Origin of the sequence: Streptomyces sp. NBC_00873, from assembly GCF_045207415.1 — a bacterium.
Taxonomy (GTDB): Bacteria; Actinomycetota; Actinomycetes; order Streptomycetales; family Streptomycetaceae; genus Streptomyces.
Map to the genome: position 1 here is coordinate 4423716 of NZ_CP108803.1, position 12883 is coordinate 4436598.

The window sequence follows — 12883 nt, forward strand, 5'->3', positions numbered from 1 at the left end:
GACCGCCCCGCCGGCCAGCCCCTGCTTGCCTGACCCACACGCCACCCAGACGGGGAGGACGGTGCGGCGCCCGCCTCATCGCCCTCTCCAGGGTCACTACCCCTTCAGCGTCGCGACCTGGCGAGCACGTTCGCCGAGTTCTCTTACGGCCCGGACCTTCCGATAGGGAGCGAGCCGCTTCCGCATCATCTCGAAGTGCTCGTCGCCGCGAGCGGTTGACAAGCCCACGTAGTCGTCGAGGAACGTATTCCAGGTGCTGCATGCCTCCTCGATGTGTCCCAGTTCGTACTGGCGTTGGGCCATCACGCCGTTGGCGTGAAGCCGCCCCTGCCGTTCCTGCTTGGGTTGTGCCCAGACCGAGGACTTCAGGGCTGCGATCGAGCCCGCCAGGTCTTTCATCTCGTAGAGGACATGGGCGACGTGGAACTGGTAGGCAGCCTGGTCGTATCCGCCGACAGCATCTCGCCGTGAGTCGGCTTTCGAGAGTGCTACTTCGGCTTCGCGCAGGCAAGTGAATGCCTGCTTGCGGTCGCCGACCATGGCTGCCGAGTGTGCCTGCTGTCCTCGCAGGAACGCCACCAGCCGCGGGCCGGCCTTGGGTGCAGCTTCGGCAGCTGAGTCCGCGAGCTTCAAGGCCGTCTGTCCGTGGCGCAGATTTGATGCCTGAAGGCTCATGCCGCGCAGAGTGCGGCAGTAGGTGACGTGGTCAGCAGCAGCCTTGGCGAGGTTCAACGCCTTTACGTAGTACTGCTGTCCGAGGCCGTGCTCTCGTTCGTACATCGCCATCCACCCGGTCAGGTAGGTCAGGTCGGAGGCGGCGGAGAGCATGTCGTTTCTGACCGGCTCGGTTGCTTGGGCTCGCAGGTACGGCGCGACGGTGTTGACGAGGAATGCCGCGGCCATTGGACGCGCGTGGCCGCCGCCCAGCTCGTCGAGGATGTCTGCGATGCGATCGGTCATGGTCCGTACGGTCGCGACTTCGCCCGGCCCGATACGGCCTGTGGGTTTCGTGGCGCGTTCGCTTTCCTCTGCGTGCGCCTCGCCCGCGAACAGGGGCACAACGAGAGCAGCCGAGTACAAGCCGGCGGCGAGGACGCCGCGTCGTGAGGGGTCCATATCAGCCCTGCCTAGATCCAAGAGGGACTCGACAGTGTCTCCGCTGCCGGAGTCCTCTCCGCCCTTCGGAGGCTGCAGACCCGCTTCCGCATAGGTCACGGGGCGGCCGATCTTGCGTTCGAGTACCTCGATGATGATCGGCCTGACCTGCTCCCTTGGCTGCGTCCCGCTCAGCCAGTGCGAAACGGCGGAGTGGTCGTACTTCAGGGTCATACCGACCTGGACACCGGTGCGGTTCACCGCATTGGCGAGCTGGGTACGCGACCATTGCGCCTGCTCAAGCAGGGTTTCGAGTCCCGTATTGCGGTCGTCCTGGGGTGCTTTGGCCATTGCCAACTCCCGTAGGTTTCACGGCTTTCACGGTCACGCCTCCCTCCTACGGTACCCGGATGGGCACATCTCGCAGTTAGCTCTTCACACGCCGCAACCAAAAGCGGACACGAGAGGAGCGCGTGATGACCGCCGTGACAGACAAGGACCGATCCTCGAGCGTCGACGCTGCCGATCCGGAGGCACTGCCGATCGACGTCGAAGCCATCAGCGATGTCGTGACGAAGGCTTTGGCCATCACGCTGTCCATGCCTGATCGGCAGGAAATCGACCTGACAGCCACCCAGTTGCGTGGAGCGCTGAACCTGTTCGTGACGGAAGAGCTGGGCTTCGACGAGGACCCGGTCGTTCGGCAGATGTACAGGGACGCTTACCGCCTGACGGAGCTGAACGCCCGGCCGACGGCTGAGACTCCGCAGTTCGTTGCCTTCGAGTACACGCGTGAACTCGGCCGACTGACGAGACGTTTCGTCAGTCTCTACCGCGAGCGCCATCCGGAGGGCACCAACGATGGGTAGCCACCGGAGACGCCGGTGACCGACAAGCGGCGGCTGCACGACTGGCGTGAGTGGGCGGGCGCTCTCCTCCCCTTGCTTGTCACCGCCCCCCTCGGCCTTCTGATCTGGTATTTCGGCGACCACTAGCCCCACAGACTCCGCCTCCGAGCGACGACTCATGGCTTCCCCAACGGCCTGACGCCGCAGAGGCGGGAAGAACCCTGCCCGGCTGTTCTCGTGAGGGTCGGCAGTCGGGCGGGCGTACGACGAGTGCGGAGGACCGCTCCGTGCCCGACCGGCAAGTGCAAGAGAAGAAGAGGAGTCAGCGATGGAGATCCAGCACGAAACGCAGGCGGACTCGGCGGCCGCAGCTCTGACGGCGCCCGACACAGGTGACAGCCTGCTCGTCGCCCGTGCGCAGGTGAAGGCGGCGCGGGAGCGTGCGTTCATTCCGTCGGACAACACCGGCGGCCGTTCCGACAGCAACGATTCCTGACGGGACTGGATACATGACCGCTCAGCCCCATGCGGTCGTCGCACGCCTCGGCGAGGACTTCCTCGCCGAGGCGTTCGGCCGCACCTTCCGCGTCATCCCTGGCGATGCCCAGTGCATTGCCGGACTCCTCGACTGGGACGACCTCAACGAGATCATCGCCCGGCACCGCCTGGACCCACCGCGGCTCCGTCTCTCCGCCGACGGCGTGGTCGTTCCTCTCGACGCCTACACCGTGCGTGAAGTAGCCAGGCGCCGAACCGTGTGGCACCGAATCCACCCCGCCTCCCTGCACGAAAAGCTCGCCCAGGGCGCCACCATGGTGATCGACGCATTCGATGAACTGCACCCAGGCGTACACGGCCTTGCCCATGCTCTTGAGGCCAGGCTCCGCTCAAAGGTCCAGGTGAACCTGTACGCCTCCTGGAAGCCGCGCGAGGGCTTCGGGGTGCACTGGGACGACCACGACGTGGTCGTCGTCCAGGTGGACGGCCGGAAACGCTGGAAGATCTACGGGCCGACCCGCGTCGCCCCCATGTACCGCGACGTGACCGAGACCGCCCCGCCGCCCGACGAGCCCGTCGCAGAGTTCGTCCTCACACCGGGGGACATCCTCTACCTGCCCCGTGGCTGGTGGCACGCCGTCTATGCGTCCGAGGGACAGCGGTCGCTCCACCTGACGTGCGGGCTTAGCTCCACGACCGGCGTCGACCTCGTGTCCTGGGTTCTGGACACCCTGCGAGCAGAACAGACAGTCAGGGCGGACCTCCCTCATTTCGGGTCCTCCGATCAGAAGCAGCATGTCGTTGACCAGCTGCGCGACCTGCTCGTCAACGAAATGGCTAACGGAAGCCTGATCGATCGCTACTTCCAGCACCGGGACGCGGACGAGCTCGTACGGTTCCGGCCCAGCCTGCCCTTCGTGGACGCAGTGCCGGCGGACCCCGGCGTCAGGGCGCGGATGCTCACCGCACGCCACACGCTCAGTACGACGGACGACGGCAACGCCGTTCTGACGGCAGGCGGCGAGTCCTGGACCTTCGCAGCACCCGCACTGCCCTTACTGAAGCGCCTCGCCGACCGATCGGAACACCGGCTCGCCGACCTCGTCAGCGACACCGAACTCACTCTGGAGCAGGCGGCTGCCGTGATCAGCGAACTCGTGAACGGCCAGGTCGCCTCGGTCAGGGGCACACAGTGAGGGGCGCCGAACTCGGCCTGGGCACCTATCGCACGGCCGACGTTGCGGCCGCAGCCCAGGCCGCGATCGACCAAGGCGTCTCCTGGATCGATACGGCCCCGAACTACCAGCGCGGCACAGCCGAGGAGCAGCTGGCCCCCGTGCTGGGCGCCTTCCCGTCCGTACGTGTGTCGACGAAGGTGGGCTTCCTGGACGCTGCCCGCCAGGAGCGGGCGACGAAGGAGGGCGTACTCACCCCTGCGCGGAGCGGGAAGGGATACTGCCTCGAACCGTCGTATGTGAGGTGGCAGGCAGCACAGAGCAGGGTCGCCCTCGGTCGGATCCCCGACATCACGTTCGTCCACAACCCCGAACACGGCGGACCAGAGCCACACGAGCTCGACGCCCGCTTTCTCGAAGCGTTCCGGACGCTGGAGGAGTGCTGCCGGCAAGGACTGATCAAGACGTACGGGGTGGCCACGTGGTCGGCGCTGCACGACGGTTCGCTGACGGTCGGCCGCCTCATGGAACTGGCCCACAAGGCCGGAGGCACGACCAACAAGTTCGCAGCGATCCAGCTCCCTTTGAGCCTCGTGCAGCTGGGGCCCATCGCCGACGCACTGGACGGCCGGGGCGTTCTCTTCGACGCCCACGCCGCCGGCCTGGAAGTCTTCGCCTCGGCGCCACTCCACGGCGGAGAGCTGCTAGAGATGGTCACTCCCACCGTCGCGCAGGAAGTGCATCCGGGAACCACGCCCATACAACTACTGCTCGGGACAGTCGCCTCCACACCCGGTGTGACACGGATCCTGCTGTCGGCCAGCACCACGAGCCATTGGACGGCAGCCGAGCAGGCCGTCGCCCCGCCCCTCCCACGCCTCTTCGACAGCACCGAACTGAGAAAGATCGTCGATGCCTTCCGCGCCTGACCACGCCACAGCAGAACGAATGCGACGAGCATTCGAGTACGCCGCCGCAATCTTCTCTCTCGATGCCGCTGGCGGTGAGGAGACTTGGGGGTGGGGCGGTAAGACCCTGAGCGGCCCGGCCAGCGGCCACCTCTGGCTGCGGGTGGCCGAGACCAGGGCAGAGAAAGCAGCCAGCGCATCCTGGAAGGGCCCGGAAGAAGCACACGAAGCGATGCCGGACCGCGTTCCGCGTCCTCGCTTCCGGGGGGCTTTCGAATGGTCGACCGACGCGTACGCCTATCGTGCGGAGGTCCACGACCGCGCCGATGGCCGGCCGCTCAATCGGTCGCCCTTGGCGCCATCGCGACTGGACCTCTCCCCCGTGTGGTGGGCCCAGCTACGCGATGCGCTGGACACGATTTCCCTCGTGTCCACGAGCCGTGTGGCTGTTCGCCAAGAACGGCTCCGCTGGGCCTTGCCCCGCTTGGACACCGAAGTCCTGGAATGGAGTACCGCACATGCCGACATCCAGTGGTCGAATCTGACCGGTCCCGAGCTCTGCATCCTGGACTGGGAGCGGTGGGGACTGGCTCCAGCCGGCTACGACGAGGCCACCCTCTACATCTCCAGCCTCGCTGTTCCTTCGGTTGCAGACCGCGTCCTCCGCGAGTTCAAGCCCATCCTGCAGTCCGCCTCCGGCTGCTTCTCCCAACTGGTCGTGGCCAGCGAGTACCTTCAGGGGATCGAACGCGGAAACAACCTGGAACTTGAGGCGCCCTTGCAGAAGCACCTCGCCCACCTGCTCGGTTGACCCACCCTGTCCACCTGCTTGAGGGCAGGCGGACAGGGTGCCGATGGGTGTCACGCCCCAGACGTCGGTTCCGTTCTCAACGCCGACGAGGGTGCGCAGCCGCCGTACCTGGGCTGGTGGCGGGCGGAGCGATATGCCGACCCTGTTTCGCCGGTCGCTTGTCGGCTCGCGCAGCGGTGGGCATCTCGGCGGGTACGAGATCGAGTCGGTACAGGCGCCAGACGAGCACCTCGCTGACGGAGTCCGCGCTGTTGAGCTCCCGTTGTGCTGCGACCTTACGGAGGAGGACCGAGGGGTTGTGTCCGGCCCGCTGGGCTTGATCCAGCATGGCTGCCAGGGCGGGCCAGCTGGCCTCGTTTTGGACGCGGCTGGCCAGTTCGGGCAGTGCGGAGCGGATTGCGGCGATCTGGTTGTGCTGTGTCCGAGTGGAGAGCTTTTCGCCGTATGCGCGCATGCCAGCCAACGGACTTGCAGCAACGGCCCGGTACGCCGTGCGAAGGTGCATGGCGGTTTGGCGTGCGGCCTCGGCTTGCTGGGCGTGCTGGTGGGCGGCGTGCCAGTGACCGGCGGCGACGACGGCGAGGATCAGAACGTCCAGGACCAGAGCGGTGGCGGCACCGTCTGCTCCGTGTCCGAGGGCATGCCCGGAGTGGACGATCTGGCGAGCGGCCCGTCGGAGTGCGTACATCCGGGTCTACTCGCCGCGAATGTGGGAGCGGGTTGCGCGCTCGAAGGTCCTTGCGGCATCTCGGAGTTCCTCATGTGGACGGCCCAGGGTGGTTTGAGCGAGAGCGTCGAGGACCTCGCTCACCCCGACGATGTGGGCAGCCGCAGCCTCGTCGTCGGTGGAGGCGATCACGGTGAGTGCCGTATCGAGGGCTTCGGCGGAGAAGCGGCGGGCGCGGCCCGGTGCGGATTCGCCAGCCCGTTGCATGAGGGCCGGGGGCTCGGGGACATTTCGTTCGGTAGTGAAGCGCTCACGGATTTTGGGCAGGGACAGGTCAGGTGCGAGTTTCGAGCCCGAATACCAGATGGGTTCCTGCTTGGCATTGCGGTCACCGACGAGGGCTACGGAGTAGCCAAGAAGGTCGCCGGACGGGGCGACGCGCTTCTTGATCCGTACGCCTTCGGCGGCAAGGCGGTCAAAGAACTCGGTCTCGTCGGGAGCGCCGGCGAGGGCGCGGTGGACGTGTTCTCGCAGCAGCTCACGCGACGTGGCCTCCTGGCCGAGACGTTCGGCTTTGCGCCGTTCGGCGCTGGTGGGGCGTTTGGCGGCGGTGCCGTCGCCCTTCTTCAACTGGCGCAGGCCGAATTCCTTCTCGATCTTGCGGCATTCCGCCTGGGCTCGGGTGGCGTCCTTGTGGCGGCGTGGCTGGGTGCGGTCGGCGCGTACGAGGGTGGCGACGAGATGGATGTGGTCGGGGGCGTGCCGGACCGCGATCCAGCGGCAAGCTTGCTCATCGCCCTCGGGAGCAATGCCGGTGGCGTTGACGATGCGGCGGGCGACGGTGGCCCAGTCCTTGTCGCTGAGGATGCGGTCGGTGTCCGCGGTGCGCACCGAGCAGTGCCAGACGTGCTTGGACGGGGGCCTTGTCCTTCAGGGCGTCGACCCACTGGTCGAGATCGGCGGCGAGCTCGGAGAACGTGGCGCTCGGATCGCGGCCGGGATCGACGACGAAGGGGTCGTAGGCGGCGACGATGTGCGGGTCGACGTGAGCTTCGATGTCGCTGGTTCGGTAGAGGTACTTGAGCAGGCCGATCGTCCGGCCGCCCGGCGGGTTGATGTCGGGGACCAAGGACTCAGCTCACCAGCTTCCGGGCGGCAGCTTTCACCATGGCTGCGGACTCGCAGACCTCGTTAGTGGCGCGAGCGAGGTGGCCGACGTCGCCGCCGGAGTTCAGGATCCGCGCCATCTGATTGATGTTGGTGCCGACACGGGCCAGGTCGACGCGGGCCGCTTCGAGCCTGTCGAAAGCCTCGTCCTGGTCAAGTCCGTTCCGACCGTGGAGTTGTGCGTGGACCGCCTGAGCGATGAACCGGGCTTTGGAGACACCCTTGGCGTCGGCTGCGGCCTGGATCTCTGCGTCTTCGGCCTCGCTGGCGCGGAAGGTCAGGCGCTTCACGCGCTGCCGCGGCTGGCGGGAGCGTCGGCGGCCCCGCTTGGCAGCGGGCTTGTCTTGCTGGTGGCCGCCCTCGGCCAGCAGCTCCGGGTTCGGTGCCCCCTGGCGCCGGACCTCCTCCGCCACCCCCGGGGCGGAGGCAAGCGCGCTGGACCGGCCCTTGGACGGTCCAGCGCTACAGCTTGCTCCGCCTGGAGCTGGGGTGTAGGTCATCTGCTTCTGAGATGGAGGGAGTTCGTGGTTGAGGTCGTGCATGTGGACTCCTGCAAGGGGTGGTGGTGAGGACCCGCCCTTCCCGTGCTGATTCGGGGAAGGGCGGGCGAGAGCGACGGGTTGTGGGGTCAGCCGGTGCCTGCGGTGGCCTCGTCGAGTTCGGCCTGCAGCAGGTCCTTGACCTTGTCCAGGCGGCTTCGGGCGATGCCGAACCCCTTGTCCCGGATCGCCTTCTCGACGTTGCGACGCGAGACACGGTCGGCCCGTCCGCGGGGAGCCGTACGACCGATGGCGATGGCCTGCTCCAGCGAAATGCTTGGCGGAGTACCCCCCGGCATACCTGCCTGGTACGGAGCCTTTGCCAGGTGCTTCGCGACGGGCTGCGCCACGTCGTTGGCGCTCGTGGCGGTTGGCGGTGACGTCTCGCGACCCATGTCTCCCACGGCGGGTTTGTGGCCGTCATCGGCGCTGTGACCGATGGGGTTGTGGCGGCCGGCGGTGATGGGGCGTCGGGCGACGAGGAGGTAGAAGTGGACGGCTCCGGCCAGGGCGAGTGGGGCGATGGCGGAGATGGCTCCGACGGTGATGTCGTCGAGGGCGAGGCCGTTGTGGCGGGCCTGCTGGTTGAGGCGGATGGCGTGCAGGACGTTGGCCCAGATGCTTGTGGCGGTGGCGATGCCGACCAGCGCCGAGATGTAGAGGCGCGCGGACAGTGGTGCGGTCCGCAGGACGAGCAGGGCGCCGATCCCGATGGCGATGAACCCGTCGATGACGAGCGGGAAGGCGTACGTGAGCGCCCGGTGGATGTGGCTGGCGGCGGCCATCTGACGCAGAGCGTCGTAGGAGAGCGCGAAGGCCGCCACGGCCAGCAGCGCCACACCCGTGCGGATCGCGGCGGCCAGGGGCACCGGCGCAGCGGACGGCGCTGCGGCGAGGGCAGGGGAAGGCAATGGAGAGTGCTCCAGGGGTACGGAGGTGCGGCTGACGTGGCCCGGTGTGGGGGAGAGAGACCCGTCGCGACTCGTTGCATGCCTGGTCAGGGCAGGTACGGGTGGGGCGGTGATGTCGAGTCGACTCGTCACCGCCCCTCGACTCGTCACCGCGCTGACCTGCGCGGGGACGAGTCGCGACGGGTCGTGCCGGGTCAGGCCCCGGCCGTGGCTTCCGGCGCGGGTTCGGGGCAGTAGCGTGCCCAGGAGTCGGCGAACTGCTGGCGCGTGAAGCCCTTGGCCTGGACGTTGCCGTGGAAGCGGTGATTCGCCGAACCGATGCCGTACTCCTGGAGCAGGATCTGCAGGCCCCGGGCGGTCAGGCCGTTGGCGGTGTACTCCGGCCAGGGGGTCTCGTCGTCCTGGTTGAGGATGTCGAGGAGACGGCTGGTACGGAGCATCGGCGGGTCGCCTTCGGTGGCGAAGGCGCGGCGGATGTCGGCCAGGAGGCGGATGCCCAGGCTGCTGCGGTCCTGGTCCTGCTCGGCCTCGTGCTTGGCCATGACCCGGCAGGCGGTGCGCGCGAGGTGGGGCCACCTCCCGCCGGCGAGGTCGGCGACGGACACCAGAGGCTGCCAGGTGTCGGCCGCGCGGTCTTCGACCGGCATGGCGGGGGTCAGCTCCATGGCGTCGGTGTGGAGCGGTGCCAGCCAGGCGGCGAACCGGTCGCGCAGCGCGTGGAGGGGCGGGGTGTCGCGGAAGGTGCGGAACTCCGCCACCTTCTCGCCCGGCCTGCGGCGGCGCATCCGGATGACGATCGACCGGTCCATGATCGTGTCGGGCAGATCGCCGATGCCGGCGAGGGCCGCCATGGCGAAGGTGGGGAACTTCGACACCTCGTGGTTGGGACCAGATACCCGGAGGGTGGGGCGGTTGCGCTGGTGCCCTGCGTTGAGCAGGCCGCGCATCTCCTCGTTCTTCTCCGCGACCTTCGCGGACCCGAAGAGGGTGTCGGCCTCGTCGACCAGCAGGGTGGGCGGGGTGTCGGTGATCGACCGGAACACCGCGGCGGCCGAGGCGTTGACCGTGATCAGCGGATCGTGGACGCTCTCGGTGATCACATCCAGCAGCCGCGACTTGCCGCACCGCTTCGCCGGCCCCACCACGGCCAGCCGCGGAGCATGCTGCCACGCCGTCTGCAGATGCGTCGCCACAACCCACAGGGTTACCGCCGTGAAGGCTTCCTCGCTGGGCAGCACGACGTACCGGCGGAGCTGCTCCCGCAGCTCCGTCAGAACCCGCTCACCCTCGGAGGCCGAGGAGTTGTCGGGTCCGTCCACGGACGGCCCAGGCTCGGACGGCTGTCCGGGTATGGCGACCGGCGGCCAGGAAGGCTTGTCAGGGGTGGAATAGGGCTCGGTTCCTGCGTGTTCCACGGGGCAGCTCCTCGTCTGGCGGTGGCGGGCTTGCGCGCCCTTGCCGCCGGGTTGGTTCTTCACGGGCCGTTCGGGGTTGCTGGGGCCTCCGGCGTTGCGCCGCCGGGGGCCCATCCCCGCCTCGCGGGCATCAGGCCATCGCGAGGGAACACGGACCGTACGTCCACACCCGCCAACAGTCCAGCGATTCTGTGTCAGCTCAACGCAGAATCGCCTGCTACGCTGCCGCCCCTTCATGCCGCCAGCCCGAGCAGATCCAGCAGATCCGCGGTCACGACCCGGTAGGCGTTGCCGAGCCTCAGGACCTTGCACGGGTACGCGCCCCGCTTCGCCAGCTCATATCCCTTGCTCCGGCCGAGCCCCAAGGCGCGGTTGCTTGTCTCCAGGTCGATAGCCACCGGAAGGGCCAGCAGATCCTCCCGGCTCATCCCCTTCGCTCGTCCGGCTGTGGCGTTTTCGCGCATGCGGCATCCCTTTCGGTACAGCCCTCGGCGAACGTGGCCATCACGTCCGGCTCCAGGCGCTTACCGACCAGCATCCTCAAGCTAATGTGTCTGTATGACACAGCGCGGTTTGGATGATGAAGAGGACGACTTCCCAGAGTGGGTGGATCGGGTCCAGGCAAACGTGGCCGGCGAAGTCCGCCGGAGACGGAAGGAGATGGGGTGGAGCGCACAGGACTTGGCCGACCAGTGCGAGCAGCTCGGGCACCCCATCCCGCGCAACGTGATCGCCAACATGGAGTCCGGCCGCCGGGCCAGCCTTCCGCTGGTGGACGTCATGGTCTTGGCCGCCGCCCTGGAGACGTACCCGGCCTGCCTGATCTTCCCGGTCGGCTACGTCGACCAGACCCAGGAACTCCCCTTCCAGAGCCTCGTCCCCACCTGGGACGCCCTACGGCGCTTCACCGGCGAACAAGAAGTGCCCGGACACGACCTGGGCCTGGTCCCCGACTTCGAAGCCCACGCCAGCCTCGTACGCACCGCCCTGGCCGCACTCGAAGAAGAAGAGCAGGCACGGTTCACGGCCAAGACGGCAACCGGCCGCGCCCAGCAGGAAGAAGCCGAACGCAAGCAGAGCGCGTACGCCGACCAGGCCATCTCCGCCAAGTACAAACTCCGCCACCTCCGCCGGGAACTCCGCGAGGACGGAGCCACCCCACCCGACCTCCCACCCGCACTCCACGACGTCGACCCACCCGAATGGGTCCCTGACACCACCACGGAGGAACGCCTTTGAAGGGCTCCACTCACCGTCGCTGCTACTGCCGCGACCCCAAGACCGGCAAGCCGCTCGGCAAGAAATGCCCCAAGCTCACCAGCCGCAAGCACGGCTCCTACTCCATACGCCAGGAACTCCCACCCCGCGCCGACGGCACCCGCCGCTCCTTCAACCGCGCCGGCTACGAGACGCTGAAGGCGGCGCAGTCCGACCTGGACCACGTACGGGCTCTCATCTCCATCGCCGATTCCGACGACGAGCACGACCTGGCCCGCATCGCGGCCCTGCTCGAACAGGTCGCGGACGAGAAGGCTCCGCTGCCCGACATCGAGGACACCCGCAGGCGCTTCAGGGCGGGCTTGGACCTGATCGGCCGACGAACCGTGGGCGAATGGCTCGACCAGTGGCTTCTTTCGAAGAAGTCACGCAAGACGACGCTCAATGGGTACGCCTCGCACATCCGCGTGCACCTGAAGCCGCGCATCGGCCATGTCCGCCTCGACCGTCTCAACGTCGGCCACCTGGTGGAGATGTACGACGGAATAGCCGACGCCAACGAGGTGATCCAGGCGGAGAACCTCGAACGCCGCGAGCAGATCGCCAGGTGCAAGCCCAGCAAGCCCGGCCGCCCCATCGCCACCGAGCGGGAACGGCTCGCTGTCGAGCGGGCAAAGCTCGCCGAGATGAAGCCGTTCCGGAAGATCACCGGCCCAGCGACGCAGCAGAGCATCCGGCGCACGCTGCGAGCGGCTCTGAACGCGGCGATCGCCCAGCAGTACATCACCTTCAACCCGGCCTCCCACGTCGAGCTGGAGTCCGGCAAGCGCCCCAAGCCCCTGCTCTGGACGACCCAGCGGGTGGAACGCTGGCGTGCTACCGGTGAGCTGCCGTCACCGGTGATGGTCTGGACGCCGGCGCAGTTCGGCACGTTCCTGGACGCGGCCGAATCCGATCGGCTCTACGCCCTCTTCCACCTCGTCGGCACCCGTGGCCTTCGCAGGGGCGAGGCCGTTGGCCAGAGCTGGACCGATGTCGACCTGAACGCCGGCCTCATCACCCCGGCCAAGGAAATCGTCGTCGACGGTTGGGACACCTACGAGTCAGCCCCCAAGACCGACGGCAGCGCCAGCACGATCGCGTTGGACAGCGTCAACGTCGCTCTTCTGCGCGAGCACCACAAGGCGATGCTGAGCGCCCGGGAGAAGTGGGGCGACGCCTGGAACGAGACCGGCAAGGTCTTCACCCGTGAGGACGGCTCCTGGCTGCACCCGGAGACGGTTTCCGAGACGTTCCGCCGCATCCTCGCCACCACCGACCTGCCGCCGATCACTCTGCGCGACCTGCGTCACGTCGCGGCCACTCTCACCCACGGCGGGGGTGGTGATCTCCACACGATCAAGGAGACGCTGCGCCACTCCACGATCACGCTCACGTCGGACACGTACACGAGCCTGCTGCCCAAGGTCGACAAAGCCGCGGCAGAAGCCGCCGCCGCGCTGGTGCCACGTGCCCGTAAGGCCCCCGCCGTAGCCCCTGCTGTCGGACCGTCCGCTCACGCATCGCTCACGCACGAGGTCGGGGAAGACGAAGCGCCCCGACCGGACGAAGCCGATCGAGGCGCTAAGTAG

At 67.8% G+C, this 12883-nt stretch carries 12 protein-coding genes and 1 pseudogene; 7 read left to right on the plus strand and 6 right to left on the minus strand.

Annotated elements, in window-relative coordinates:
• Positions 1 to 96 precede the first annotated feature (96 nt).
• Positions 97 to 1446 (minus strand): hypothetical protein, encoded by a 1350-nt coding sequence (locus OH809_RS20245; protein WP_406421094.1) that lies wholly within the window; start codon positions 1444 to 1446, stop codon positions 97 to 99.
• 125 nt (positions 1447 to 1571) lie between these two features.
• On the opposite strand from OH809_RS20245, the gene OH809_RS20250 reads away from it, so the two are divergent.
• The 5 genes from OH809_RS20250 (at position 1572) to OH809_RS20270 (ending at position 5335) form a co-directional block, all read left to right on the plus strand.
• Complete coding sequence (locus OH809_RS20250; RefSeq protein ID WP_406421093.1) at positions 1572 to 1964, plus strand: hypothetical protein; 393 nt, start codon at positions 1572 to 1574, stop codon at positions 1962 to 1964.
• 307 nt (positions 1965 to 2271) lie between these two features.
• Positions 2272 to 2439: a hypothetical protein gene (locus OH809_RS20255; protein WP_406421092.1), complete on the plus strand. Its 168-nt coding sequence runs from the start codon at positions 2272 to 2274 to the stop codon at positions 2437 to 2439.
• 13 nt (positions 2440 to 2452) lie between these two features.
• Complete coding sequence (locus OH809_RS20260) at positions 2453 to 3637, plus strand: JmjC domain-containing protein (RefSeq protein ID WP_406421091.1); 1185 nt, start codon at positions 2453 to 2455, stop codon at positions 3635 to 3637.
• Positions 3634 to 4545, plus strand: a complete 912-nt coding sequence (locus OH809_RS20265) for an aldo/keto reductase (RefSeq protein ID WP_406421090.1) — start codon at positions 3634 to 3636, stop codon at positions 4543 to 4545. The genes OH809_RS20260 and OH809_RS20265 overlap by 4 nt, the downstream gene beginning before the upstream one ends.
• A gap of 19 nt (positions 4546 to 4564) precedes the next feature.
• Positions 4565 to 5335, plus strand: coding sequence for a hypothetical protein (locus OH809_RS20270; protein ID WP_406421089.1), 771 nt, complete (start codon positions 4565 to 4567; stop codon positions 5333 to 5335).
• Between the two features lie 76 nt (positions 5336 to 5411).
• On the opposite strand, the pseudogene OH809_RS20275 reads toward OH809_RS20270, so the two are convergent.
• The 5 genes and pseudogenes from OH809_RS20275 to OH809_RS20295 all read right to left on the minus strand — a co-directional run bounded on the left by OH809_RS20275 (position 5412) and on the right by OH809_RS20295 (position 10498).
• Positions 5412 to 7131: pseudogene (locus OH809_RS20275) on the minus strand (mobilization protein).
• Positions 7132 to 7135: 4 nt separating this feature from the next.
• Positions 7136 to 7582, minus strand: a complete 447-nt coding sequence (locus OH809_RS20280) for a plasmid mobilization protein (protein WP_406515424.1) — start codon at positions 7580 to 7582, stop codon at positions 7136 to 7138.
• A gap of 215 nt (positions 7583 to 7797) precedes the next feature.
• Positions 7798 to 8619 carry a DUF2637 domain-containing protein gene (locus OH809_RS20285; protein ID WP_406421087.1) on the minus strand — a complete coding sequence of 274 codons (822 nt, stop codon included), beginning with the start codon at positions 8617 to 8619 and terminating at the stop codon, positions 7798 to 7800.
• Positions 8620 to 8813: 194 nt separating this feature from the next.
• Positions 8814 to 10034, minus strand: coding sequence for a DUF3631 domain-containing protein (locus OH809_RS20290; RefSeq protein ID WP_406421086.1), 1221 nt, complete (start codon positions 10032 to 10034; stop codon positions 8814 to 8816).
• 233 nt (positions 10035 to 10267) lie between these two features.
• Complete coding sequence (locus OH809_RS20295; RefSeq protein ID WP_406421085.1) at positions 10268 to 10498, minus strand: hypothetical protein; 231 nt, start codon at positions 10496 to 10498, stop codon at positions 10268 to 10270.
• A 109-nt stretch (positions 10499 to 10607) separates the two neighbouring features.
• On the opposite strand from OH809_RS20295, the gene OH809_RS20300 reads away from it, so the two are divergent.
• Both OH809_RS20300 and xerC read left to right on the plus strand, forming a co-directional pair.
• A complete protein-coding gene (locus tag OH809_RS20300) occupies positions 10608 to 11273 on the plus strand; it encodes a helix-turn-helix domain-containing protein (protein ID WP_406425087.1) in 666 nt (221 codons plus the stop codon).
• The gene (gene xerC, locus OH809_RS20305) at positions 11270 to 12883 is read left to right on the plus strand and encodes a tyrosine recombinase XerC (protein WP_406421084.1); all 1614 of its coding nucleotides are present in this window, start codon (positions 11270 to 11272) and stop codon (positions 12881 to 12883) included. The genes OH809_RS20300 and xerC overlap by 4 nt, the downstream gene beginning before the upstream one ends.